This is a genomic window from Comamonas sp. Z3 (assembly GCF_008121565.1).
Classification (GTDB): Bacteria; Pseudomonadota; Gammaproteobacteria; order Burkholderiales; family Burkholderiaceae_C; genus Comamonas; species Comamonas brasiliensis.
Genome location: NZ_VOQU01000003.1, coordinates 611,622 through 635,093, shown reverse-complemented (window position 1 = coordinate 635,093; position 23,472 = coordinate 611,622). Strand labels below are relative to the sequence as shown.

The 23,472-nt window shown below is 60.9% G+C and carries 21 protein-coding genes and 5 tRNA genes; 8 read left to right on the top strand and 18 right to left on the bottom strand.

Annotated elements, in window-relative coordinates; genetic code table 11:
- Positions 1-70 precede the first annotated feature (70 nt).
- From rpoB to FSY59_RS11410, 14 genes are all read right to left on the bottom strand, one after another.
- Positions 71-4,183 (bottom strand): DNA-directed RNA polymerase subunit beta, encoded by a 4,113-nt coding sequence (rpoB, locus tag FSY59_RS11475; protein WP_003059330.1) that lies wholly within the window; start codon positions 4,181-4,183, stop codon positions 71-73.
- 274 nt (positions 4,184-4,457) lie between these two features.
- Positions 4,458-4,835, bottom strand: a complete 378-nt coding sequence (rplL, locus tag FSY59_RS11470; protein WP_003059332.1) for a 50S ribosomal protein L7/L12 — start codon at positions 4,833-4,835, stop codon at positions 4,458-4,460.
- A gap of 36 nt (positions 4,836-4,871) precedes the next feature.
- Positions 4,872-5,396, bottom strand: a complete 525-nt coding sequence (rplJ, locus tag FSY59_RS11465) for a 50S ribosomal protein L10 (RefSeq protein WP_003059334.1) — start codon at positions 5,394-5,396, stop codon at positions 4,872-4,874.
- 226 nt (positions 5,397-5,622) lie between these two features.
- Complete coding sequence (gene rplA / locus FSY59_RS11460) at positions 5,623-6,318, bottom strand: 50S ribosomal protein L1 (protein WP_003059337.1); 696 nt, start codon at positions 6,316-6,318, stop codon at positions 5,623-5,625.
- The gene (gene rplK / locus FSY59_RS11455; RefSeq protein ID WP_003059339.1) at positions 6,319-6,750 is read right to left on the bottom strand and encodes a 50S ribosomal protein L11; all 432 of its coding nucleotides are present in this window, start codon (positions 6,748-6,750) and stop codon (positions 6,319-6,321) included.
- A 125-nt stretch (positions 6,751-6,875) separates the two neighbouring features.
- The gene (nusG, locus tag FSY59_RS11450) at positions 6,876-7,463 is read right to left on the bottom strand and encodes a transcription termination/antitermination protein NusG (protein WP_003059340.1); all 588 of its coding nucleotides are present in this window, start codon (positions 7,461-7,463) and stop codon (positions 6,876-6,878) included.
- Complete coding sequence (gene secE, locus FSY59_RS11445; protein ID WP_003059341.1) at positions 7,463-7,846, bottom strand: preprotein translocase subunit SecE; 384 nt, start codon at positions 7,844-7,846, stop codon at positions 7,463-7,465. Before secE ends, nusG begins: the two co-directional genes overlap by 1 nt.
- A gap of 87 nt (positions 7,847-7,933) precedes the next feature.
- Positions 7,934-8,009: transfer RNA gene (locus FSY59_RS11440), tRNA-Trp, on the bottom strand.
- Positions 8,010-8,019: 10 nt separating this feature from the next.
- Positions 8,020-9,210: an elongation factor Tu gene (gene tuf / locus FSY59_RS11435; protein WP_003059342.1), complete on the bottom strand. Its 1,191-nt coding sequence runs from the start codon at positions 9,208-9,210 to the stop codon at positions 8,020-8,022.
- 75 nt (positions 9,211-9,285) lie between these two features.
- Positions 9,286-9,360: transfer RNA gene (locus FSY59_RS11430), tRNA-Thr, on the bottom strand.
- Positions 9,361-9,403: 43 nt separating this feature from the next.
- Positions 9,404-9,477: transfer RNA gene (locus FSY59_RS11425), tRNA-Gly, on the bottom strand.
- A gap of 58 nt (positions 9,478-9,535) precedes the next feature.
- Positions 9,536-9,621: transfer RNA gene (locus FSY59_RS11420), tRNA-Tyr, on the bottom strand.
- Positions 9,622-9,701: 80 nt separating this feature from the next.
- Positions 9,702-9,777: transfer RNA gene (locus FSY59_RS11415), tRNA-Arg, on the bottom strand.
- A gap of 74 nt (positions 9,778-9,851) precedes the next feature.
- On the bottom strand, positions 9,852-10,472 hold the full coding sequence (locus tag FSY59_RS11410; protein ID WP_003059343.1) for a TetR family transcriptional regulator: 621 nt from the start codon (positions 10,470-10,472) through the stop codon (positions 9,852-9,854).
- Between the two features lie 226 nt (positions 10,473-10,698).
- Between FSY59_RS11410 and FSY59_RS11405 the strand changes: the two genes are divergently transcribed.
- The 4 genes from FSY59_RS11405 (at position 10,699) to FSY59_RS11390 (ending at position 17,690) form a co-directional block, all read left to right on the top strand.
- Positions 10,699-12,006 carry an efflux RND transporter periplasmic adaptor subunit gene (locus FSY59_RS11405; protein ID WP_050785798.1) on the top strand — a complete coding sequence of 436 codons (1,308 nt, stop codon included), beginning with the start codon at positions 10,699-10,701 and terminating at the stop codon, positions 12,004-12,006.
- A gap of 12 nt (positions 12,007-12,018) precedes the next feature.
- Positions 12,019-15,198 carry an efflux RND transporter permease subunit gene (locus FSY59_RS11400; RefSeq protein ID WP_003059345.1) on the top strand — a complete coding sequence of 1,060 codons (3,180 nt, stop codon included), beginning with the start codon at positions 12,019-12,021 and terminating at the stop codon, positions 15,196-15,198.
- Positions 15,191-16,624, top strand: coding sequence for an efflux transporter outer membrane subunit (locus tag FSY59_RS11395; protein WP_003059346.1), 1,434 nt, complete (start codon positions 15,191-15,193; stop codon positions 16,622-16,624). The genes FSY59_RS11400 and FSY59_RS11395 overlap by 8 nt, the downstream gene beginning before the upstream one ends.
- A 199-nt stretch (positions 16,625-16,823) precedes the next feature.
- Complete coding sequence (locus tag FSY59_RS11390; RefSeq protein ID WP_003059347.1) at positions 16,824-17,690, top strand: cytochrome c5 family protein; 867 nt, start codon at positions 16,824-16,826, stop codon at positions 17,688-17,690.
- Positions 17,691-17,777: 87 nt separating this feature from the next.
- Here the strand turns inward: FSY59_RS11390 and FSY59_RS11385 are convergent, their stop codons facing one another.
- The 3 genes from FSY59_RS11385 to FSY59_RS11375 are packed head-to-tail and all read right to left on the bottom strand — an operon-like array spanning position 17,778 to position 20,088.
- Positions 17,778-18,335: a DUF2946 family protein gene (locus FSY59_RS11385; RefSeq protein ID WP_003059349.1), complete on the bottom strand. Its 558-nt coding sequence runs from the start codon at positions 18,333-18,335 to the stop codon at positions 17,778-17,780.
- 29 nt (positions 18,336-18,364) lie between these two features.
- On the bottom strand, positions 18,365-19,336 hold the full coding sequence (locus FSY59_RS11380) for a YheT family hydrolase (protein WP_003059351.1): 972 nt from the start codon (positions 19,334-19,336) through the stop codon (positions 18,365-18,367).
- Positions 19,333-20,088, bottom strand: coding sequence for a hypothetical protein (locus FSY59_RS11375; RefSeq protein ID WP_003059353.1), 756 nt, complete (start codon positions 20,086-20,088; stop codon positions 19,333-19,335). Before FSY59_RS11375 ends, FSY59_RS11380 begins: the two co-directional genes overlap by 4 nt.
- Before the next feature lie 115 nt (positions 20,089-20,203).
- Here FSY59_RS11375 and FSY59_RS11370 point away from each other — a divergent pair, with 115 nt between their 5' ends.
- From FSY59_RS11370 to FSY59_RS11360, 3 genes are all read left to right on the top strand, one after another.
- Positions 20,204-20,821 (top strand): LemA family protein, encoded by a 618-nt coding sequence (locus tag FSY59_RS11370; protein WP_003059354.1) that lies wholly within the window; start codon positions 20,204-20,206, stop codon positions 20,819-20,821.
- 84 nt (positions 20,822-20,905) lie between these two features.
- Positions 20,906-21,775: a YgcG family protein gene (locus FSY59_RS11365; RefSeq protein ID WP_003059356.1), complete on the top strand. Its 870-nt coding sequence runs from the start codon at positions 20,906-20,908 to the stop codon at positions 21,773-21,775.
- Between the two features lies 1 nt (position 21,776).
- Complete coding sequence (locus tag FSY59_RS11360) at positions 21,777-22,316, top strand: TPM domain-containing protein (protein WP_003059358.1); 540 nt, start codon at positions 21,777-21,779, stop codon at positions 22,314-22,316.
- Positions 22,317-22,360: 44 nt separating this feature from the next.
- Here FSY59_RS11360 and FSY59_RS11355 read toward each other — a convergent pair whose 3' ends face one another.
- Entirely contained in the window at positions 22,361-23,035 is a 675-nt protein-coding gene (locus FSY59_RS11355) for a cold shock and DUF1294 domain-containing protein (RefSeq protein WP_148728977.1), read from the bottom strand.
- Between the two features lie 141 nt (positions 23,036-23,176).
- Between FSY59_RS11355 and FSY59_RS11350 the strand changes: the two genes are divergently transcribed.
- A complete protein-coding gene (locus tag FSY59_RS11350) occupies positions 23,177-23,446 on the top strand; it encodes a hypothetical protein (protein ID WP_148728976.1) in 270 nt (89 codons plus the stop codon).
- The last annotated feature ends 26 nt before the right edge of the window (positions 23,447-23,472 follow it).

Here is a 23,472-nt window from a genome sequence, read left to right as displayed (position 1 = left end):
TTGGTTTCAGCAACGAACCAAGCGCAAATCCTTTGTTTTAAAGCGGTTGCAGCTCTCTGTTTAATAGGGCTTAAGAACGTTCGAGCTCGATGTCCAAGCCCAGAGAGCGGATTTCCTTGACCAGCACGTTGAACGATTCGGGCATGCCCGCTTCGATCGAGTGCTCGCCCTTGACGATGGACTCGTACACCTTGGTACGACCGACCACGTCGTCGGACTTCACGGTCAGCATTTCCTGCAGCACGTAGGCGGCGCCGTAAGCTTCCAGCGCCCACACTTCCATTTCACCGAAACGCTGACCACCGAACTGGGCCTTACCGCCCAGAGGCTGTTGCGTCACCAGCGAGTAAGGACCGGTGGAGCGGGCATGCATCTTGTCGTCGACCAAGTGGTGCAGCTTCAGGTAGTGCATATAGCCCACGGTGGTCGGACGCTCGAAGCGCTCGCCGGTGCGGCCGTCATACAGATAAGCCTGAGTGCGTGTCTCGGTCAGACCCTTGGCGGCAGCGATGTCGTCAGGGTAGGCCAGCTTCAGCATGTCCTTGATTTCGGCTTCGGAAGCACCGTCGAACACCGGCGTTGCGAATGGCACGCCTGTGGTCAGTTCCTTGGCCATGGACATGACTTCGCCGTCGTCCAGCTGAGACAGCTCTTCCTTGCGACCGCTGCGGTTGTAGATCTCTTCCAGGAAGGCGCGCACTTCAGCAGCACGGGCTTCCTTTTGCAGCATGTCGCCGATGCGCTGGCCCAGACCCTTGCCGGCCCAGCCCAAGTGCACTTCCAGCACCTGACCGATGTTCATACGCGAAGGCACGCCCAGCGGGTTCAGCACGATGTCGGCAGTGGAGCCATCAGCCAGGAAAGGCATGTCTTCCACAGGAGTGATCTTCGAGACCACGCCCTTGTTACCGTGACGGCCGGCCATCTTGTCACCGGGCTGCAAACGACGCTTGACGGCCAGGTAGACCTTGACCATCTTCAGCACGCCGGCAGGCAGCTCGTCGCCCTGGGTGAGCTTCTTGCGCTTTTCCTCGAACGCCAGGTCGAAGGTGTGACGCTGCTGCTCGATGGAGTTCTTGATGGACTCCAGCTGAGCGGCCACATCGTCTTCGGCAGGACGAATGTCGAACCAGTGGAACTTCTCCACGCCGTCCAGGTAGGCCTTGTCGATCTTGGCGCCCTTGGACAGTTTCTGAGGACCACCGTTGGCCACGCGACCGGTCAGCAGCTTCTCGATACGGTCGAAAGCGTCGGCTTCCACAATGCGCAGCTGGTCGTTCAGGTCGAGGCGGAAGCGCTTGAGTTCATCGTCGATGATCTGCTGGGCGCGCTTGTCGCGCTGGATGCCTTCACGCGTGAACACCTGCACGTCGATCACGGTGCCTTGCGAGCCCTGATCCACACGCAGAGAAGTGTCCTTCACGTCGGAAGCCTTCTCGCCGAAGATGGCGCGCAGCAGCTTCTCTTCAGGCGTCAGCGTGGTCTCGCCCTTGGGGGTGACCTTGCCCACCAGCACGTCGCCGGGTTGCACTTCGGCGCCCACGTAGATGATGCCGGACTCGTCCAGGCGGTTCAGTTGCTGCTCGGACAGGTTGGGGATGTCGCGCGTGATTTCTTCGGCACCCAGCTTGGTGTCGCGAGCCATCACCACCAGCTCTTCGATGTGGATCGAGGTGTAGCGATCGTCAGCCACGATGCGCTCGTTGATCATCACCGAGTCTTCGTAGTTGTAGCCGTTCCAGGGCATGAACGCGATCAGCATGTTCTGGCCGATGGCGATTTCGCCGAGGTCGGTCGAAGCGCCGTCCGCCAGCACATCACCCTTGGCCAGCTTGTCGCCACGGCTGACGATGGGGCGCTGGTGGATGTTGGTGTTCTGGTTGGAACGCTGATACTTGATCAGGTTGTAGATGTCCACGCCGACTTCACCGGCCACGGCTTCGTCGTCGTTCACACGGATCACGATGCGGGTCGCGTCGACATAGTCCACGATACCGCCGCGCTTGGCAGTGACCACGGTGCCGGAGTCCACGGCGGCAACGCGCTCGATGCCGGTACCGACCATGGGCTTTTCAGGGCGCAGCACAGGCACGGCCTGACGCGACATGTTGGCACCCATCAAGGCACGGTTGGCGTCGTCGTGTTCCAGGAAGGGAATCAGCGAGGCGGCCACGGACACGATCTGCGCAGGCGACACGTCCATGTACTGCACGCGCTCGGCCGACACCAGGGTCGATTCACCGGCTTCACGCGCCGACACCAGCTCGCCCACCAGATTGCCTGCGGCATCCAGATCGGCGTTGGCCTGGGCGATCACGTACTTGCCTTCTTCGATGGCCGACAGGTAGTCGATGTCCATCGTCACCTTGCCGTCCACCACGCGACGGTACGGGGTTTCGATGAAACCGTACTCGTTCAGGCGGGCGTACAGAGCCAGCGAGTTGATCAGACCGATGTTGGGACCTTCAGGCGTTTCGATAGGGCAGACGCGACCGTAGTGGGTCACGTGCACGTCACGCACTTCAAAGCCGGCACGTTCGCGGGTCAGACCGCCTGGGCCCAGGGCGGAAACACGACGCTTGTGCGTGATTTCTGCCAGAGGGTTGGTCTGGTCCATGAACTGCGACAGCTGCGAGGCACCGAAGAACTCCTTCAGGGCCGCGGAGATGGGCTTGGAGTTGATCAGGTCGTGAGGCATCAGAGGCTCTTGCTCGGCCTGACCCAGACGTTCCTTCACAGCCTTTTCGATACGAGCCAGACCGGTGCGGTACTGGTTTTCGGCCAGTTCGCCCACGCAACGCACGCGGCGGTTGCCCAGGTGGTCGATATCGTCGACTTCGCCACGGCCATTGCGCAGGTCCACCAGGATCTTGACCACGGCCAGGATGTCTTCGTTGGACAGCACCATGGGACCGGTCGCGCCTTCGCGGCCGATCTTGGCGTTGAACTTCATACGGCCCACGCGCGACAGATCATAGGTGTCGGCGTTGTAGAACAGGCGCTGGAACAGGGCCTGCACGGCGTCCTCGGTAGGAGGCTCGCCAGGGCGCATCATGCGGTAGATGGCAACGCGGGCAGCGAACTCGTCCACGGTTTCATCGGTGCGCAGGGTCTGCGAGATGTAGGCGCCTTGGTCCAGTTCGTTGGTGTAGATGCACTGAACGTCCTGCACACCGGCGCTGCGCAGCTTCTTGAGCAGGGCTTCGGTCAGTTCTTCGTTGGCCTTGGCGATGATTTCACCGGTGTCGGGATCAACGATGTTCTTGGCCAGCACACGACCCAGCAGGAAGTCTTCAGGCACGCTGACGAACTTGGTGCCGGACTGCTCCAGCTCGCGGGTGTGGCGAGCGGTGATGCGCTTGTCCTTGGCGACCACGACCTTGCCGGACTTGTCGGTGATGTCGAAACGCGCGACTTCGCCCTTCAGGCGATCGGCCACGAATTCCATCTGGGCACCGCTGTCCATCAGGCGGAAGTTGTCGTTCACGAAGAACGTTGCCAGGATGGTCTCGGGCGTCATGCCGATGGCCTTCAGCAGGATCGACACCGGCATCTTGCGGCGACGGTCCACGCGGAAGTACAGCAGGTCCTTGGGGTCGAACTCGAAGTCCAGCCAGGAGCCGCGGTAAGGAATGATACGAGCCGAGAACAGCAGCTTGCCCGAGCTATGGGTCTTGCCCTTGTCGTGCTCGAAGAACACGCCAGGCGAACGGTGCAGCTGAGACACGATCACGCGCTCGGTACCGTTGATGATGAAAGAACCCTTGTCGGTCATCAGGGGCACTTCGCCCATGTAGACCTCTTGTTCCTTCACTTCCTTGACCACCTTCGACTGAGCCGTGGAGGACTCGCGGTCATAGATGATCAGTTGAACCTTGGCGCGGACAGCGGAGGCGAAGGTCAGACCACGGGTCTGGCATTCACGCACGTCGAAAGCGGGCTTGGCGAGGTTGTACTCGACAAACTTCATCTCCACAAAACCATTGTGGGAGACGATGGGGAAGGCGGAATTGAAGGCCGCTTGCAGGCCATCAATGGTACGTTTTTTGGGGGCTACATCTGCCTGCAGGAATGCTGTATAGGCATCTTTTTGCATCTGCAGCAGATAAGGCACTTCGAGCACGCTATCGCGGCTCCCGAAGCTTTTGCGGATTCGCTTGCGTTCGGTATAAGAATAGGCCATGAGATCTCCGGGCAAAGACATGAGTCCTGGGTCTGCGACGACTGCCCCACAGGGGTCTCCTGCGGGCTTGGCGGTTGGCCACTACCAACCATGGCTGACGGCGATGCGTTGCACATCGCCCGAACCAAGGCATCTTCTGCTGTCGGATTGTCAGAAGACACTAAAAAGCAGACTCCCTAGGAAACCTGCTTTCTGGTGTGTTCTTTCAGCGCGTTCCACAAGCGCCAAAGGCTGGAGACCCTTTTACGAGTCTCCAGCCCTTGATTTCACTGAATTACTTCAGTTCAGCCTTAGCACCGGCTTCAACCAGCTTCTTCACAGCGGCTTCAGCGTCAGCCTTGGGAGCGGCTTCCTTCACGGTCTTGGGAGCGCCGTCGACCAGATCCTTGGCTTCCTTCAGACCCAGGCCGGTGATTTCGCGCACAGCCTTGATCACGGACACCTTGTTGGCGCCAGCTTCGGTCAGCACAACGTTGAATTCGGTCTTTTCTTCAGCAGCAGCAGCGCCACCAGCAGCGCCGCCAGCAGCGGGAGCAGCCATAGCAGCGGCGGACACGCCAAACTTCTCTTCAATAGCCTTGACCAGGTCGTTCAGTTCCAGAACAGTCATGCTGTCCAGGGCGGTCAGGAATGCGTCTTTATCGAATGCCATTTTGATTTCCTAAAATTGGTTGGTTTTGCCGAGCACTCAGGCTGCGGCTGGTTCGGCTGCCGCTTCGGCAGAGCCTTCGCCCTTCTTGGTCGCCAGAGCGCCCAGCACAACGGCTGTACGCGAGATAGGCGACATGAGCAAGCCGCACAGTTGTGCGAGCAGTACTTCCTTAGAGGGGATGTTTGCCAGTTGCTTAACGCCGTCGACGTCCAGGGCCTTACCTGCAAACGCACCACCGCGAATCACCAACTTGTCGTTGGTCTTCGCGAAGTCGGCCACCACCTTGGCGGCAGCCACTGCGTCTTCAGAGAAGCCATAGATCAGGGGACCAGTCATCTGGTCAACCACCACGTCAAACGCGCTACCGGCAACAGCACGGCGGGCCAGGGTGTTCTTCAACACGCTCAGGCTCACACCCTTGCTGCGAGCATCGGCACGCAGTTTGGTCATGTCGGCGACCGTGATGCCACGGTATTCCGCGATCACAAGCGTTTGAGCTTTAGCGGCGAGGCTGGTCACTTCGGAAATGACCGCTTCTTTCTCACTGCGATTCAGACTCAAGGTCTACTCCTTCAAATGCATATACAAGGCAAGCCCTGCATACACGCTCTTGTTGCAGCGACCAACTGTTTAGGAAAAATTCCATCTGCAGCGGGATCGCCATCTGCGTTGGCCTTCGTGATTAAGTGATCAAATCACACCAACGGTCTTGGATGACCTGCAGGAGCAACAACTCCCGCAGCCCACCACACCAGATGAGCCAGGCTCATCTGACGATTTCTAGCAATTACGCCGAGATGGATTGTGTATCGACGCGAACGCCCACACCCATGGTCGACGACACCGCCACCTTGCGCAGGTACTGACCCTTGCTGGAAGCAGGCTTGGCCTTGTTCAGCGCATCGATCAGAGCAGCCAGGTTACCCTGCAGCTTGTCGGCGTCGAACGAGCGGCGACCGATCGTGCCGTGCACGATACCGGCCTTGTCCACGCGGAACTGCACTTGACCAGCCTTGGCGTTCTTCACGGCCGTAGCGACGTCAGGAGTCACGGTGCCAACCTTGGGGTTAGGCATCAGGCCGCGGGGGCCCAGGATCTGGCCCAGCTGACCCACAACGCGCATGGCGTCGGGAGCAGCGATCACCACGTCGAAGGGCATGTCACCGGCCTTGACTTGAGCAGCCAGGTCGTCCATACCGACCACGTCAGCGCCGGCGGCCTTGGCTTCTTCAGCCTTGGCGCCTTGTGCGAACACAGCCACGCGAGCAGTCTTGCCGGTACCGTGAGGCAGAACCACGGCGCCACGCACCACTTGGTCCGACTTCTTGGCATCCACGCCCAGTTGCACGGCCACGTCGATGGATTCATCGAACTTGGCAGTTGCAGCTTCCTTCACCAGCGCCACGGCGTCAGCGAAAGCGTACAGCTTGTTGGAATCAACCTTGCCCTGGAGAGCTTTTTGCTTCTTGGTCAACTTGGCCATTTACACACCCTCCACGATCACGCCCATCGAACGGGCAGAACCAGCCAGCGTACGCACAGCAGCGTCAACGTCAGCGGCGTTCATGTCCTTCAGCTTGGTCTTGGCGATTTCTTCCAGCTGAGCACGTGTGATCTTGCCGACCTTGTTCTTCAGAGGATTGGAAGAACCCTTGTCCAGCTTCACAGCCTTCTTGATCAGAACGGTTGCGGGAGGGGTCTTGATGACGAACGTGAAGCTCTTGTCAGCAAAAGCCGTGATCACCACGGGCAGAGGCAGGCCGGGCTCGACACCTTGGGTCTGGGCGTTGAACGCCTTGCAGAATTCCATGATGTTGAGGCCGCGCTGACCCAGCGCAGGACCGATGGGAGGAGAAGGATTGGCCTTACCAGCTGGCACTTGCAGCTTGATGAAGCCGACGATTTTTTTCGCCATGTTGAGCTCCTTACGGGTATAGCGCCACTTGCAATGCGTGCAAGCAGCTCCCCGAGGTTGCTGACTCTACAAAAAAGCTCCGCATCGAGTCAAAAAATGCGAAGCCCTAGATTCTATTGCGAATCTCAAGTTTTCTCAACTTGAGAGAATTCCAATTCCACAGGAGTCGCACGGCCAAAGATGGTGACCGACACACGCAGACGGTTCTTTTCGTAGTTGACTTCTTCCACGGAGCCATTGAAGTCTGCGAAAGGACCTTCCTTGACACGAACCATTTCGCCAACCATGAACTCGACCTTGTGGCGAGGCTTCTCGGTGCCTTCCTGCATCTGGTCGACGATCTTGCGAACTTCTTCCTCGGAGATGGGAGCAGGACGATTTTTGGCGCCACCGACGAAACCGGTCACCTTGCTGGTGTGCTTCACCAGGTGCCATGTATCGTCATCCATCACCATTTCAACGAACACATAACCGGGGAACAGGCGGCGCTCTGTCGTGCGACGGGTGCCGTTGCGCATTTCCACAACTTCTTCGGAAGGCACCAGGATGCGGCCAAACTTGGACTGCATGTCCGAGCGCGCAATACGCTCGGCAATATTGCGCTCGACAGCCTTCTCCATACCCGAATAGGCATGGACGATATACCAGCGCAGATCGGGGTTGGCGGGTCCCGCCGTTCCACCATTCACATCTGTTTCGACTGCATCAGCCATTACTTCCTCCAGCCCAAAATCAAGTCGTACAAGACCCATTCAAGCGTCTTATCGGTGAACCACAAGAACAAGGCCATCACCACCACGAAAGCAAAGACATACAGAGTCATCTGCATGGTTTCCTTGCGGGTGGGCCAGACCACCTTCTTCACCTCACGCCAAGCATCACGGGCAAAGCCAATGAAGCGCTTACCCGGCTCAGAGATCAGAAACACGCCAGCAGCCAGAGCCAGGCCGACAATCAAAGTCGCCCACTGCACCAGTGCGCCTTGCTTGCTCAACAGATAAAAGCCAGCAATAGAAGCAACAACTAAAGCCGCAACAGCGGCTATTTTTGCTTTGTCAGCTGCAGAGCTGACTGTTTCAACCTGAGTAGTGGCCATATTTTGTTTCAAATGCACAAAAAGGTGCAATTTCAAGACACAAAAGCCCGCCAAAGGCGGGCTCTTGTTGATTCCACCATTAAGAGGTGGCAGGGGCAGTAGGAATCGAACCTACAACCTTCGGTTTTGGAGACCGACGCTCTGCCAATTGAGCTATACCCCTACAAAATCAATTATGCAATGATCGTGGCAACCACACCGGCACCCACAGTACGACCACCTTCGCGGATAGCGAAACGCAGACCTTCTTCCATGGCGATGGGAGCGATCAGCTTCACGGTGATCGACACGTTGTCGCCAGGCATCACCATTTCCTTGCCTTCGGGCAGTTCGATGGAGCCGGTCACGTCAGTTGTACGGAAGTAGAACTGGGGACGGTAGTTGTTGAAGAAGGGAGTGTGGCGACCGCCTTCGTCCTTCGACAGCACATAAACTTCAGCAGTGAAGTTGGTGTGGGGCTTGATGGAGCCGGGCTTGCACAGCACTTGGCCGCGTTCCACGTCTTCACGCTTGGTGCCGCGCAGCAGCAGACCCACGTTGTCGCCAGCTTGACCTTGGTCCAGCAGCTTGCGGAACATTTCCACGCCGGTGACGGTGGTCTTGACGGTGTCCTTGATACCGACGATTTCGATTTCTTCGCCGACCTTGACAATACCGCGCTCGATACGGCCAGTCACCACGGTACCGCGACCGGAGATGGAGAACACGTCTTCCACGGGCATCACGAAGGCGCCGTCAACAGCACGCTCGGGAGTGGGGATGTAGGTGTCCAGAGCTTCGGCCAGACGCAGGATAGCGGGTTCACCCTTGTCGGATTGGTCGCCTTCCAGAGCCAGCTTGGCAGAGCCGCGGATGATGGGGGTGTCGTCGCCGGGGAAGTCGTACTTGGACAGCAGCTCGCGCACTTCCATTTCGACCAGTTCCAGCAGTTCTTCGTCGTCCACCATGTCGGCCTTGTTCAGGAACACGATGATGTAGGGAACGCCCACCTGACGCGACAGCAGGATGTGCTCGCGAGTCTGGGGCATGGGGCCGTCAGCAGCGGAGCAAACCAGGATAGCGCCGTCCATCTGAGCGGCACCAGTGATCATGTTCTTCACATAGTCAGCGTGGCCGGGGCAGTCCACGTGAGCGTAGTGGCGGTTGGCAGTTTCGTATTCAACGTGCGAAGTGTTGATCGTGATGCCACGAGCCTTTTCTTCGGGAGCGTTGTCGATCTGCGAGTAGTCCTTGGCTTCACCGCCGAAGTGCTTGGACAGCACGGTAGCGATAGCAGCAGTCAGGGTGGTCTTGCCGTGGTCAACGTGACCGATGGTGCCCACGTTCACGTGGGGCTTGGTGCGCTCGAATTTTTCTTTTGCCATTTTTCCGACTCCGAAAAAATTAATTCACTGCAAGAGGATTTCGGCGCAACCCTATCAAGCGAGCGCACCAGAAAATGGTGCCCATGGCGGGAATCGGACCCGCGACCTCTCCCTTACCAAGGGAGTGCTCTACCACTGAGCCACATGGGCAAAGAAGCTGCAAAAACAACTTCTAAAATCTTTGCTCGCAAACTGGAGCGGGAGACGGGAATCGAACCCGCGTCATTAGCTTGGAAGGCTAGGGTTCTACCATTGAACTACTCCCGCACAGATTTACTACTGCACGTGACTGCTATTTCTAGCAATCGCTCTTCTCAACCATTGCTGGTGGAGGGGACAGGATTCGAACCTGTGTACGCGTTAGCGGGCAGATTTACAGTCTGCTGCCTTTAACCACTCGGCCACCCCTCCGAAGAGACTCGAATTGTAGCATCTATTTTCAGCTTAAAAAGAAATTTCGAAATTTCTTTTTTCTTACCGAAGATCGATGCTGGCGCGGCTGGCGGGGATCGAACCCACGACCCTTGGCTTCGGAGGCCAATACTCTATCCACTGAGCTACAGCCGCGAATCCGGCAGGCCGCTTGCACGGCCAACAACAATTCAACAGCCGCAATTATTGCACGGCTTTGGACACCCAAATCACAAATTCACCCGAAATCCCAAACCAGACAAGTAGACATCCACCGACATCGAGCCAACCTTGACCAGTGAGAAACTTCCTTCGGTCAACACCCAGCCATGTATGAGTCCGACAAAAAGAGAGTGCAAACCAAGGGCTGCCTCTTCCGGGGATACCGACAACCGCAGGGACTGCCCCTCCGCAGCAGCCGCGAGATCACGCGCAAATTTTTCCCGGGCAAAGCCTGAACTTTCGATATGCTGCAAGCGCACATCAGCAAGTTCGCCCACGTACTCCATCTTGAAGAGCGCTGTTTCAAACACTTTGCGCCGGCGCTCATCCTCATCCAGACTCTCGAACACACACAGGATGGAGTGACGAATACGCTCTAACGGCAACAGGTCGCCGTACCTGTCGTCACAGATTTCCTCGAAAGGCAGGCATATGCGCCCAAGCATGGAAACAAAGACATCCATCTTGTCCTTGAAGTGCCAGTACACCGCTCCGCGTGTAGCCCCTGCACGCTGCGCAATATCGCCCAGAGATGTACGAGACACGCCCTTCTCGAAAAACACCTCTTCGGCCGCATCCAGCAGCTTGGTGCGCGTCTCATCCGCCTCAGCCTTGGTTCTTCGAGCCATCACTCACCTTCTTCCTCACCCGACAGCGATAGTTCGCCGCGGGAAAAAACTTTTCACAGCTGCTTTACGCAACGTTTTCAATTATACATTTATGCATGTATGTATAATTTCTCTAGCACCGATACGCAGGAAGCCATCTAGGGTTTCCACCCAAACGAGCGCACCCCTGAGGACTGCGCTCTTTTTCGTTTTCACAATGTCAACCGGAAGGACGTTCATGCACCCGATGTATGAAGCACACCAGGCTCCCGACAACCAGTCCAATTCAGCCGCATCCGGCACCCGCTCCATGGTCATCGGCCTGAGCCTGGCTGCTGCACTGGGCCTAGTCGCATGCAGTGACAAAAACGCGGAAGCCCAAAAGGCACAGGCCGCCGCACAGGCACAGCCCCCCGAAGTGGGTGTGGTGACGGTATCCATGCAAAACGTGCCCCTGATCTCCGATCTGCCCGGTCGCCTGGAGCCATCGCGCATTGCCCAGGTGCGAGCCCGCGCGGCCGGCATTGTGCAAAAGCGCCTGTTCCGCGAAGGCTCGGATGTCAAGGCCGGCCAGGCCTTGTTCGAGATCGACAACACCCCCTACAAGGCCAATCTGCAAAGCGCCCAGGCGACCTTGGCACAGGCCGAAGCCAACCTGGCTCAGGCATCTGCCACCGCCCGCCGCTACAAGCCGCTGGTGGAGGCCAATGCCATCAGCAAGCAGGAATACGACACCGCCATCGCCAACGAAAAAGCGGCCCTGGCACAGGTTGCCGCAGGTAAGGCGGCAGTCACCAATGCCAACGTCAACCTAGGCTATGCCAGCGTGACGGCCCCCATCTCCGGGCGCATCGGCCGCGCTCTGGTGACGGAAGGTGCACTGGTCGGCCAGGGCGAAGCCACGCAACTGGCGACCATTCAGCAAGTCAATCCGCTGTATGTGAACCTGACCCAATCCTCTTCGGACATCATGCGCATGCGCGAAGCGCTCAGCTCCGGCAAGTTGGCAAAGGTAGGTGACAACGCCGCGCGCGTCCACGTCTATTTGGACGATGGCAAGGAATACGCACACACCGGCAAGCTGCTGTTCACCGACCTGACCGTGGACCCGACTACCGGCCAGGTCAGCGTGCGCGCGGAACTGCCCAACCCCGATGGACTGCTGCTGCCCGGCACCTATGTGCGCGTGCACCTGGAGCAGGCACAGGTCGAGAACGCCGCGCTGATTCCGCAACAGGCCGTGACCCGCAACGAAAAGGGCAACTTCGTCATGATCGTGGCCGAGGATGGCTCGGTGGCGCCGCGTCCCGTTCAGATCAGTCAGTCCAGTGGCACCAACTGGGTCGTCACATCTGGCCTGAAGGCCGGAGAAAAAGTCATGGTGGACGGCCTGATCAAGGTGGGCATGGGAGCCAAGAAGGTCAAGCCCGTCGAGATCAACAATGCAGCTGCCGGCGCCCCAGCACAGCCCTCTGCTGCGGCCCCCGCCGCACCAGCGCAAGAGAAAGCTGCCGCACCAGCCGAAGCTGCTGGCGAAGGCAAGGCAGCCAAGTAACAGGCACGATCCATGTCCAAGTTTTTCATCCACAGACCGATCTTTGCCTGGGTGATCGCGATTTTCGTGATCATTGCGGGCGTGATCTCCATCACCAAGCTACCGGTGGCACAGTTCCCATCGGTGGCACCTCCCACCATCAACGTGACAGCGACCTACCCGGGCGCCACGTCACAGACCATGACGGATTCCGTCCTGCAACTGATCGAGCGCGAAATCAACGGCGCGCAAGGTCTGATGTACATGGAAGCCTCCGCCCCTGCGGGTGGTCAAGGCACTCTGACCGTCACCTTTGCACCCGGTACAAACCCCGATCTGGCGCAGGTGGACGTGCAAAACCGCCTCTCGCGCGTGTTGCCTCGCCTGCCCCAGGTGGTTCAGGCCCTGGGCGTGCGCGTGGACAAGTCCATGAGCAACTTCCTGATGATTCTGGCCTTCCAGGCAGAGTCCGGGGAGACCTCGCGTGACGACATCGCCGACTATGTGAACCGCAATGTGGTGCCTGAAATCCAGCGTCTGGACGGCGTGGGCAAGGCACAGCTGTTTGCCTCGGGCCGTGCCATGCGCGTCTGGGTGGATCCGGCCAAGCTCCAGGGCTTTGGCCTGTCGATTGCCTCCGTCAATGCAGCGATTGCCGCGCAGAACCAGCAGATCTCCGGCGGCGCCCTGGGCAATCTGCCCAGCACCCCCGGCACCACGACCACGGCCACGATTGTGGTTCCCGGTCAGCTGAGCACGCCCGAGGAATTCGGCGAAGTGGTGCTGCGCTCCAACTCCGACGGCTCCACCGTTCGCCTCAAGGACGTGGCTCGCATCGAACTGGGCATTGAAAGCTATGCCTTCGAGTCGCGCCTGGACGGCAAGCCCGCCGTGGCAATGGCCGTGCAGCTGACCTCGACCGCCAACGCCATGGCGACGGCCAAGCTGGTCAAGGCCAAGATGGCGGAGATGGAGCCCTTCCTGCCTGCCGGCGTGAAATGGTCCTCACCCTACGACACCTCCAAGTTCGTGAAGATCTCCATCGAGAAGGTGGTGCACACGCTGCTGGAAGCCATCGTGCTGGTGTTCATCGTGATGCTGATCTTCCTGCAGAACATCCGCTACACCCTGATCCCTACCATCGTGGTGCCCATCGCCTTGCTCGGCACCTTTGCCGTGATGCTGGTCGCCGGTCTGACCATCAATATTCTGGCCATGTTCGCCATGGTGCTGGTGATCGGTATCGTGGTGGACGACGCCATCGTGGTGGTGGAGAACGTCGAGCGCATCATGGCCGAGGAAGGCTTGCCGCCCAAGGAAGCCACCATCAAGGCCATGGGACAGATCCAGGGCGCCGTGGTCGGCATCACCGTGATTCTGGTGACCGTGTTCCTGCCTCTGGCCATGTTCTCCGGCGCCACCGGCAACATCTATCGCCAGTTCTCGCTGGTGATGGCGATCTCGATCTTCTTCTCGGGCTTCTTTGCGCTGACACTGACGCCCGCGCTGTGCGCCACCATGCTCAAGCCCATCCCCAAGGGCCATGCGCACGACAAGAAGACCGGCCTGCTCGGCCCCTTCTACAACTGGTTCAACCGCAAGTTCGAAGCCGGCACCAGGCGCTACTCCGCGGCTCTTTCCGGCGTGGTCAAGCGCTCCGTGCAGGCCTTCATCGTCTACCTGCTGGTGATCGCCGGCGTGGTCTTCATGTTCCTGCGACTGCCCACGGCCTTCCTGCCTACCGAAGACCAGGGCTATGTCATCTCGCTGGCCCAGTTGCCTCCCGGCGCGAGCCTGGAGCGCACCAGCAAGACCATGGCGGAGCTGGAGAAGTTCGCCCTGAGCCAGCCTGAAACCGATCACATCGTGAGCATTCTGGGCTTCAGCTTCATGGGCCAGGGCCAGAACGTGGGCCTGGCGTTCACCACGCTCAAGGACTGGTCCGAGCGTACAGGCGCTGGCTCGGATGCCAAGTCCTTTGCCGGACGCACCATGGGCGCCATGTCCGCCTTGCGCGATGGTTTCATCTTCACGCTGGTCCCGCCTTCGATTTCGGAGCTGGGCAACAGCGACGGTTTCACCTTCCGCCTGCAAGACCGCGGCGCCAAGGGCCATGCCGCACTGTTGGAAGCCCGCAATCAGCTGGTCGCCAAGGCCAACCAGAGCCCGGTGCTGACCGGCGTGCGCTTTGACGGTGTGGACGACGCACCGCAATGGCAGGTGGACATCAACCGCGACGCGGTCTATGCCCAGCGCGTGAGCATGGGTGACCTGGCCACGACGTTGGCAACGGCATTGGGCTCGTCCAACTCCACGGACTTCCCCAACAACGGCTTCATGCAGCGCGTCACCATCCAGGCCGATGCGGCACGCCGCATGCAGCCCGAAGACGTGATGCGCCTGACGGTCCCCAACGCGCAAGGCCAGCTGGTGGAACTGTCCACCATGGTCAACGCCAAGTGGATCAGCGGCCCCATGCAGCTGACACGCTACAACGGCTACCCCTCCATGAGCATCACCGGTCAGGCCAAGCCCGGCTTTACCAGCGGCGACGCCATGAAGGAAATGGAAAAGCTGGCCCAGGAACTGCCCGATGGCTTCGGCTACGAGTGGACCGGCCAGTCCCTGGACGAGAAGAAGGCAGGCTCCTCGGCCATGCTGCTGTACGCGTTCTCCATCCTGGCCGTGTTCCTGTGCCTGGCTGCGCTGTATGAAAGCTGGAGCATTCCGCTGTCCGTGCTGCTGGTCGTGCCCCTGGGTGTGTTCGGCGCCGTGGCCGGCATGCTGATGCGCGGCATGCCCAACGACATCTACTTCCAGGTGGCGCTGATCACGGTGATTGGTCTCTCGGCCAAGAACGCCATCCTGATCGTGGAGTTCGCCAAGGACCTGCATGCGGAAGGCAAGAGTGCGCTGGAGGCCGCGCTGGAGGCCGGTCACCTGCGTTTCCGTCCCATTCTGATGACTTCGCTGGCCTTTATTCTGGGCGTGGTGCCGCTGTACATCGCCTCCGGCGCCAGCGCGGCCAGCCAGAAGGAAATCGGCACGGGCGTGTTCTGGGGCATGGTGATCGGCACGCCGATCTCCGTGTTCCTGGTGCCCGTGTTCTTTGTGGCCGTGTTCAATCTGTTTGGCAAGAAATCCAAGCAAGACTCCAACGCCACTCCCCCGGCGGCAACTTCTGCAGCGCAGGGAGGCTCCCAACATGAATAAAACCTTGCTACCCGTAGCACTGGCCGGCGCGCTGCTGGCCAGCGGCTGCTCCTTCATCCCCACGCTGGAGCGCCCTGCCGCTCCGGTGGCTGAGCACTACCTGGCCACCGACGAGCAGGCTGGCACCACGGCGGCTGCCGACATCCCCTGGCAGCAGTTCTACACCGACCCACGCCTGCAGCAGGTGATCCAGCTCGCGCTGGAAAACAACCGCGACCTGCGTGTGGCCGTGCTCAACATCGAAAAGGCGCAGGCTCAGTACCAGATCCAGCGTGCCGGCCAGTTCCCGGAGTTCGGTGTGGCAGGCAGCGCCAGCCGCCAGCCCAGCGCCACCACGGGCCGCTATGCCAACTCGTACATGGTGGGCCTGTCCATGCCCAGCTGGGAGATTGACTTCTGGGGGCGCATCGGCAGCCTCAAGCAGCAGGCTCTGGCCCAGTATCTGGCGACCGAGGAAGGCCGCAAGGCTGCCCAGATCAGCCTGATCGCGACAGTCGCCAACACCTGGCTGAATCTGCAGGCGGACGAGGAACTGCTCGCCATCTCCCGCCGTACCCTGGGCACGCGCGAGCAGTCCATCAAGCTGACCAAGCTGCGCCTGGACTCGGGCGTGGCTTCCGAGCTGGACTACCGCCAGGCCCAGTCGCTGACCGAAAGCGCACGCGCCACCCTGGCCCAGCAGGCCGGTCAACGCGAGCGCGACGTCAACGCCCTGACGCTGATCGTGGGCCAGACTCTGCCTGGCGATCTGCTGACCAGCATGCAAGGCAAGCAGCTGCGCGATCTGCCGGCCCTGGCCGATGTGCCTTCGGGCCTGCCCTCGGACCTGCTGCTGCGCCGGCCCGACATCCGCCAGGCCGAGCAAAGCATGATTGCCGCCAATGCCAGCATTGGCGCGGCACGCGCGCTGTTCTTCCCGAACATCACGCTGACCGCCTCTGCAGGTTTCGCAAGCTCCGACATCTCCGACCTGCTCAAGTCGGACTCTGCCGCCTTCACGATTGCGCCTTCGCTGTACCTGCCCATCTTCAATGCCGGTCGCAATCGCGCCAATCTGCAGGTTGCAGAAACCAGCCAGAAGATTGCCGTGGCGCAGTACGAAGGCTCTATCCAGTCGGCTTTCCGCGAAGTGTCCGACACCTTGGTGAATCGCCGCTCACTCAAGGAACAGCTCGACGCCCAGTCGCGTCAGCTGGAGGCGGAGCAGGTGCGCTACAAGCTGTCGGATCTGCGCTATACCAACGGCGTAGCCAGCTATCTGGATCTGCTGGATGCCCAGCGTTCGCTGTTTGCGCTGGAGCAGTCCGTGGTGCAGGTGCGACTGGCGCAGCTGCAAAACCAGGTCAACCTCTACAAGGTGCTCGGTGGCGGCTGGACGGAAGCCAGCGCCAACGACCGCCCCGCAGCGGCGATCTCGGCCCAGTAAACAGGCCGGTTTTTGCGCTCTCGCACAAGGCGTCTTCGGACGCCTTTTTTCATGCCCGCCACAAATTGCCAACACAACGTTGATCCAACTCAACTCCTTTATCCAGCAGCCGTCAACCCGGATCGTCGTGCACTGGTGTTCTTAACCCTCACTTCTATAATGGTTTGTTCATCCCCATCCCACGATCTCAGAGGACTTCATGAGCGAGCAACACCACGAAGAAGCCCATACCGGCCCCATTAAAAAACCCAAGCAGCTGCTGCTTGCCGTCTTCTTCTCGTTTGTGGTTCCCATCTTCGTCATCATCGGTCTGGTCAAGTTCGTGACCTCGTCCGACACCCCGGGTGCGGGCACAGGCAATGCCGAAATGGCCAAGGCCATGCGTCTGCAAAAAGTGGGAAGCGTGGAGATTCGCGACGCCAACCGCCCCCTGCGCGGCGGAGCGGAAGTCTTCAAGTCGCAATGCGCCGCCTGCCATGAGACCGGCACCGTCGGCGCCCCCAAATTCCAGGATGCAGCGGCCTGGGGTCCCCGCATCAAGCAGGGCCTGGAGACGCTGGTGCACTCTGCCCTGGCAGGCAAGGGGGCGATGGCGGCCCAGGGTGGCGGCGAATTCAATGACACGGAAATTGCCCGTGGCGTGGTCTATATGGCCAATGCGGCCGGAGGCAGCTTCCCCGAGCCACAGCCCGCAGCCGGTGGCGCCGCCGCAGGCGATGCGCCCGCTGCAACGGCTGCAGCCCCCGCAGCCGCTCCTGCTGCGGCTCCGGCCGCCGAAGCGGCACCGACACCTGCAGCCGCCCCGGCTCCCGCAGCAGCCGCCGCCTCCGATGCCGGCAAGAACCTCTACAACACCACCTGCATGGCCTGCCACGCCAGCGGCGTAGCCGGTGCTCCCAAGTTTGGCGACAAGGCTGCCTGGGCGCCTTTCATTGCCAAGGGCATGGACGATATGGTGCAGAAGGCCACCCAAGGCGTAGGTGCCATGCCTCCCAAGGGCGGCTCCACCGCATCGGATGCAGACTTCAAGGCCGCCATCCAGTACATGGTGGACGCAGCCAAGTAGGCACCCCTCTGCCCCGCAAAAGCCGGCTTGGGGCCGGTTTTGTTATTTTTTGGCCTCAAACCCTTTGCACACAAGCGCAAGCGGCTATCAAACTTGATAACCCTCAGGACTGGGCACAAAACCGAACTGCAACGGCAGCAAGGTGCTCTCGATCTCCTGCGCCTCGGGCAGCGCACCGCTATCCAGCGCATTGGCGGCATCCAGCATGTCCAGACTGTGCACCATGCCCAGACCTTGCGGCAGGGCCAGAAACAGCCGCCCCTGCTCGTCCAGCAGCACCTGATCCACCTGTTCGGCAGCCAGCTCCTGACCCGTATGACTGTGCAACTGCAAACCATGCTCCGCGTATCGCAGGCGCCATATCCACGGCGCACTCTCCAGTTCCACATACACGCGCTGCGGGCCGTTCTGAAAATACCAGCGACCATCTGCCTCGACCAGATAGTTGCGGCCGATGAACTCGGCCAGCTTGTCGTGCTGCAGCAAATTGCCCCTGGAGCCGGGCTTGCCGCTGGCAAACGCACCGCAGGCCTGCGCCTGCTCGTCCCTTAGCCACCACTGGCCGCGCGCATCCAGACCCAGCCAGCCACTGCAGGCCGGGACATTGGGCCACTTGCGCATGGCCTGTTTCACGATCTCATCCATCACTCATCTCCTGATTATTCGGCGGCCGCTCAGAGCCACTGCTCCAGCCATTCGGTCACCGCCAGCGGCATGGCCTGCACATGGGCCGGCCAGGCACCGCTGGCAAAACCCACATGCCCGCCATGCGGCGGCTGCCAAAGCTGGACAGAGGCGCTCACCTCGCTGGGCGTGGGCAGGCTGTGCTCCGGCACAAAGGGGTCGTTGCGCGCATTGAGCAACAGCAAAGGCACGGCCACCTGCTTGAGCAGCGGCTTTGCCGAGGCACGGATCCAGTAATCATCGGCATTCCTGAAGCCGTGGACCGGGCCCGTAAACACATCGTCGAAGTCATGCAGGGTACGAGCGCGCTGCAGCCGCCGCCTGTCGAACACACCTGGCGACCGCTGCCATTTGGCCAGCGCCTTGGGCACCAGGGTGCGCATGAACATGGGGGTGTAGATCCAGCGGTTCAGCCCGCGCCCCAGATTGACGCCGCCGGCCACCAGATCCAGCGGCGCACAGACCACCGCAGCGCCTTTGACGAGCTCTGCCGCAGCCTGCTGCTGGACTCCGGCCCAGCGTGCCAGAGCATTGCCACCCAGCGAGACCCCCATGGCCAGCAACCCGCCGCTCGCGCCTTGCTGCAGTCGGCGCAAGATCCAGTCCACCTCGTCCGAGTCGCCGGAGTGGTAGGCGCGCAGCAGGCGATTGGGCTCGCCGCTGCAGCCGCGAAAATGCGGTACGGCCAGATGCCAGCCACGCCGCGCACAGACCTGGGCCAGGGCCTTGGCATAGTGGCTGGAGGAAGAGCCTTCCAGACCATGAAACAGCACCAGTGTGGGTGCGCTTGCACTTGCCGGATGACTTGAAAAATCGATATCGATGAAATCGCCATCGGGCGTATCCCAGCGCTCACGCCGCCATGCCGGAGTCTGCGCTTCCCTGGCACAGAGTGCCGCCCAGATGGTCTGCATATGACCGCCCGGCTGCCACCAGGGCGCACGAAACTGCTCGAAATTCATGAAGATCCCAGCCAGCTGCGCAGCTCGGACTGCAGGCCATCCTTTTGCGCCGCGCGCCAGACCAGCTCCGGCGGTGCCACATGAATTCCTGGCGGCGCCTTGAGCAAGGCGGCCTCCACCAGACGGGCCACATGCATGGCCCGCACCGGGCGCTCCGCCTGCGGCAGCATATAGCTGAGCGCCGACAGCATGGTCTTTGCCGTGCGCTGCAGCCAATGGCCGGCAGCGGCTTTGTGCGCTTCCCTGGCCGAACGCACAAAAATCAGCCGCTCAAAACCCAGCGCGGCCACGCCTTGCTCATTGAGATTGGCCAGCCCCTGCTTCAGCGCCTGGGGCAGACTGCCCATATCGTGGGGCAGCACCACGGCAAGCGTCTGCACACCACAGCGCAGCATCCACTGCGCCAGTGCCTGCAGCTGCTCGGGCTGCGGCGTCCACAAGGCGCGCTCGCGCTGGTAGTAGGGGCGCGGTGGCTCGAACATGATGAGGCCCACATCGGCCTGCTGCACAGGCCATTGGCACACATCGTCATACTGCTGGGCGAGCAGCTCCATGCCACGCAGGCCCTGCACGTAAGGCTCGCGTGCCAGCACCTGGACCAGCGCGTAGTTCTGTGCGCCAACCACGCGGCTGAGCACCTCGTTGCCCAGCGGCCCCGTGGCCCCGGCCAGCAACAGGCGCGGCAAGGCCGCAGCTTTCGAGCCGGGACGCTGTGCGCCACGTAGAGCATCGAGTGGGGAAACAGTGGACATGATTGCAATGCTAGCGCTGCTGGACAGCGGACAGGGTGACAGGCCTTGCACGCACACGAACCGGGCAAGCCCTTATGCTATGGTTTCCGTCTCAACTTCGTGAATGGAAACACCCATGAAACGCTGGCTTCTGGCAATCGCAACCGCCGCCTCCATGCTCTCCCTCACGGGCTGCGGCTATAACGACTTTCAGCGTCTGGATGAAAAATCCAAGGCCGCCTGGAGCGAGGTGCTGAACCAGTACCAGCGCCGCTCGGACCTGATACCGAACATTGTCGCCACGGTCAAGGGCGAGGCCAACTTCGAACAGGAGACCCTGACCAGGGTGATCGAAGCACGCGCCAAGGCCACCTCGATCCAGGCCACGCCCGAGTTGATCAACAACCCCGAAGCCTTCAACAAGTTCCAGCAGGCTCAGGGCGAGATTTCCAGCGCGCTCTCGCGCCTGATGGTAGTGGCAGAACGCTATCCCGAGCTCAAGGCCAACCAGGCCTTCCGCGATCTGCGTGTGACGCTGGAGGGCACGGAAAATCGCATCACCGTGGCACGCAACGAATACATAGGCACGGTGCAGGCCTACAACGTGCTTGCGCGCAGCTTCCCCACCAATATCACGGCCAAGGTATTCAGCTACCAGGTCAAACCGACCTTCACGGTGCAGAACGAGGCCCAGATTTCCCAGCCACCGGCCGTTGACTTCTCCACACCCGCAGCGCCTGCCGGCAGCAAGTAATGGCGAGCACCGCTCTTGAAATTCATGCAAGAATCGCCTCAAGCCCTTATCTACAAAGCGCTTGCAGCTATTTTTTTTGCAAGCATGCTGCTGCTGTCGGCGCTGCCGGTCAGGGCGCAAGGCGGCGCAGGCGCTCAGCTGCAGCCCGTGCCCGAGCTGACAGCGCGCGTCATCGACCAGACCGGCACGCTGAGCCCCGGCGATCTGCAGTCCCTGAGCGAGCAGCTCAAGAAGCTGGAGGATGAGACCGGCGCCCAGGTCGCCGTGCTCATGGTCGCCACCACGGCCCCGGAAGACATTGCAGCCTATGCCTGGCGCGTAGCCAGCAGCTGGAGGCTGGGACGCAAGGACATAGGCGATGGCTCTCTCATCGTCGTGGCCAAGAACGACAGGCGCATGCGCATCGAGGTGGCGCGCAAGCTCGAAGGCGCCATCCCCGACATCCAGGCCGCACGCATCATCGATGGCGCCATGAAGCCCCGCTTTCGCGCCGACGACTATGCAGGCGGACTCTCGACCGCCATCGAGCAGATGAGTCTGCTGATTCATGGCGAGAAGCTGCCCGCGCCGCAGTCCGGGGCGCGCAAGTCGGGCCCATCCTGGTCCGAAAATCTGGACTTTCTGCTTCCGCTGCTGTTTTTCGGCTTTCCGATCGGGATTGCCGTCGCCCGCGCCATCTTCGGCCGCGTGCTGGGTTCGCTGATCATTGGAGGCATTGCCGGGACGGCCGCTTATGTGATCACCACCAGCCTGTTGATCGCAGGCGTGGCTGGCTTTGTGGGCCTGATCTTCACCCTGCTCTCCAACCTCTCGCGTGGCGGGGGCGGACCGTATATCAGTACCGGCGGCGGCGGCTGGAGCAGCGGCAGCGGAGGAGGCTTCAGCTCTGGGGGCGGTTTCAGCTCCGGTGGCGGCGGCAGCTTTGGTGGCGGTGGCGCCTCGGGGGACTGGTGAAATGAGCAATATCTTCCAACGCCTGGCACGCCTGGTGCGACATCGCTGGGCCGAACGGCATCTGCGCAAGGCCTTGCCGCCTGCCACGCTCAAGGAGCTGGAATTGCTGATCGCCAAAAGCGAGCTGGGCCACACCGGCCAGGTCCGTATCTGCGTCGAGGCCGGCCTGCCCTGGAGCTATATCTGGCGCGATGCCACTGCGCGCCAGCGCGCGCTCTCGCAGTTCGCCAAGCTCCATGTCTGGGACACGGAGCACAACAACGGTGCCCTCATCTACCTGCTGCTGGCCGACCATGCCATAGAGATCGTGGCCGATCGCGCCCTGGACCGCACCATGAACGCCGAGCAATGGCAAACGCTGATCAGCGATATGCAATCCGCCTTCCAGGGCGGGCATTTCAGCGTGGGTCTGGTTTCGGCACTGGAGCGTGTCAACCGGCAGCTGCAGGCGCATTTTCCGCGCAAGTCCGCGGCCAACACGCAGCGCAACCTGTCCGACGCGCCCGTGGTCCAAAGGCATCTGCCGGGCCGCAACCGCTGATCCGGTTCTGCAGCCGCATGCGCCGGCTGCAGACCGCATAAGCCTCAGGCCAGCACATGTCGCCCGTACGGCGAACACAGCCAGAGCACGGCCGCCACATTGATCAGGACCATGAGCCAGAACTGCAGCTGAAAGCTGGTCTTGCTGCTTTTGTGGCGCAGCCACTGCTGAGCCAGCAGGGCTCCGGGCCAGCCTCCGGACAGCGCCATGGTCTGCAGCGTTTTTTCCGGCGTGCGCCACTGCCCCTTCTGGGCGGCCCATTTGTCCTGCCAGTAGGCCATGAAGGTCAGCATGCTCAGGCCCGCATAGACCAGCCAGAGGATGCCCGGCACGCCCCAGATCACGGCGGCGGCCAGCATCAGCAGCAGCCAGGTCAGCAACACGCCATAGCTGAAGCCACTGGAGGCATGCCAGCCCTGAGATGCCGCACGCGAGGACTGCAAACGCCCTGCAGACGGGCTGTTGCGCCGCACCAGAGATGACCGGGCCTGAGTCGCCGAACCGCCAGCGCACCATGCAACCTGAAGCGCACGCTTTCTGCCCTGCTCCATGCCGACGGCAAACTCCAGTCGCAGGCCGGGCTGGGGACGCTGCTCTGCGGGCGGGCGCGGCTCAAAAGCACTGATATGGACAAACAGGCGCTCGCCACCGCCATCGGCCTCTATCCAGCCAAAGCCACGTTCGTCATTCCATTGCGTCAAGGTACCGCTGTAGCGCATCTACGTCCTTTGTTGTTTTTGACACCGCGAAAAGGGTCGGCGAGGCAAAAAGCAGGCGGGTCCCGTCCAGAAAAAACCTTTTCCCTCGCATGGCTGTGTTAGTTTTGGGGCAGCCGTATTTTCTTAAGAAAGCACTCAAGCATGCAGAAATCCCTGTTCTCTCTGGCCGTCATCAGCTCTGCCCTGGCACTGAGCGCCTGCTCCTCCATCAGCCCCAGAGGCGCTGAAGCACCGGCTGAATACGACTACGCACTCAGCTGCAAGCTCAAGGAAGATGACCCCAAGAAGTGCGAAGCCCAGATTCGCGCTCTCTGCGAAGACCCCAGCAAGGCCGTGGTGCGCAAATCGCGCCATGTGGACCCCAAGGGCAACTCTGTGGTCTACGGCTATCAGGCCGCCTGCAACGGCTAAGCCCTGCAGCACTCCGAAATACCGAG

Coding starts and splice junctions, on each gene's coding strand:
- rpoB (WP_003059330.1), bottom strand. CDS start 4,183: ATGGCCTATTCTTATACCGAACGCAAGCGAATCCGCAAAAGCTTCGGG.
- rplL (WP_003059332.1), bottom strand. CDS start 4,835: ATGGCATTCGATAAAGACGCATTCCTGACCGCCCTGGACAGCATGACT.
- rplA (WP_003059337.1), bottom strand. CDS start 6,318: ATGGCCAAGTTGACCAAGAAGCAAAAAGCTCTCCAGGGCAAGGTTGAT.
- rplK (WP_003059339.1), bottom strand. CDS start 6,750: ATGGCGAAAAAAATCGTCGGCTTCATCAAGCTGCAAGTGCCAGCTGGT.
- nusG (WP_003059340.1), bottom strand. CDS start 7,463: ATGGCTGATGCAGTCGAAACAGATGTGAATGGTGGAACGGCGGGACCC.
- secE (WP_003059341.1), bottom strand. CDS start 7,846: ATGGCCACTACTCAGGTTGAAACAGTCAGCTCTGCAGCTGACAAAGCA.
- tuf (WP_003059342.1), bottom strand. CDS start 9,210: ATGGCAAAAGAAAAATTCGAGCGCACCAAGCCCCACGTGAACGTGGGC.
- FSY59_RS11410 (WP_003059343.1), bottom strand. CDS start 10,472: ATGGCTCGAAGAACCAAGGCTGAGGCGGATGAGACGCGCACCAAGCTG.
- FSY59_RS11405 (WP_050785798.1), top strand. CDS start 10,699: ATGTATGAAGCACACCAGGCTCCCGACAACCAGTCCAATTCAGCCGCA.
- FSY59_RS11400 (WP_003059345.1), top strand. CDS start 12,019: ATGTCCAAGTTTTTCATCCACAGACCGATCTTTGCCTGGGTGATCGCG.
- FSY59_RS11395 (WP_003059346.1), top strand. CDS start 15,191: ATGAATAAAACCTTGCTACCCGTAGCACTGGCCGGCGCGCTGCTGGCC.
- FSY59_RS11390 (WP_003059347.1), top strand. CDS start 16,824: ATGAGCGAGCAACACCACGAAGAAGCCCATACCGGCCCCATTAAAAAA.
- FSY59_RS11385 (WP_003059349.1), bottom strand. CDS start 18,335: ATGGATGAGATCGTGAAACAGGCCATGCGCAAGTGGCCCAATGTCCCG.
- FSY59_RS11380 (WP_003059351.1), bottom strand. CDS start 19,336: ATGAATTTCGAGCAGTTTCGTGCGCCCTGGTGGCAGCCGGGCGGTCAT.
- FSY59_RS11375 (WP_003059353.1), bottom strand. CDS start 20,088: ATGTCCACTGTTTCCCCACTCGATGCTCTACGTGGCGCACAGCGTCCC.
- FSY59_RS11370 (WP_003059354.1), top strand. CDS start 20,204: ATGAAACGCTGGCTTCTGGCAATCGCAACCGCCGCCTCCATGCTCTCC.
- FSY59_RS11365 (WP_003059356.1), top strand. CDS start 20,906: ATGCTGCTGCTGTCGGCGCTGCCGGTCAGGGCGCAAGGCGGCGCAGGC.
- FSY59_RS11360 (WP_003059358.1), top strand. CDS start 21,777: ATGAGCAATATCTTCCAACGCCTGGCACGCCTGGTGCGACATCGCTGG.
- FSY59_RS11355 (WP_148728977.1), bottom strand. CDS start 23,035: ATGCGCTACAGCGGTACCTTGACGCAATGGAATGACGAACGTGGCTTT.
- FSY59_RS11350 (WP_148728976.1), top strand. CDS start 23,177: ATGCAGAAATCCCTGTTCTCTCTGGCCGTCATCAGCTCTGCCCTGGCA.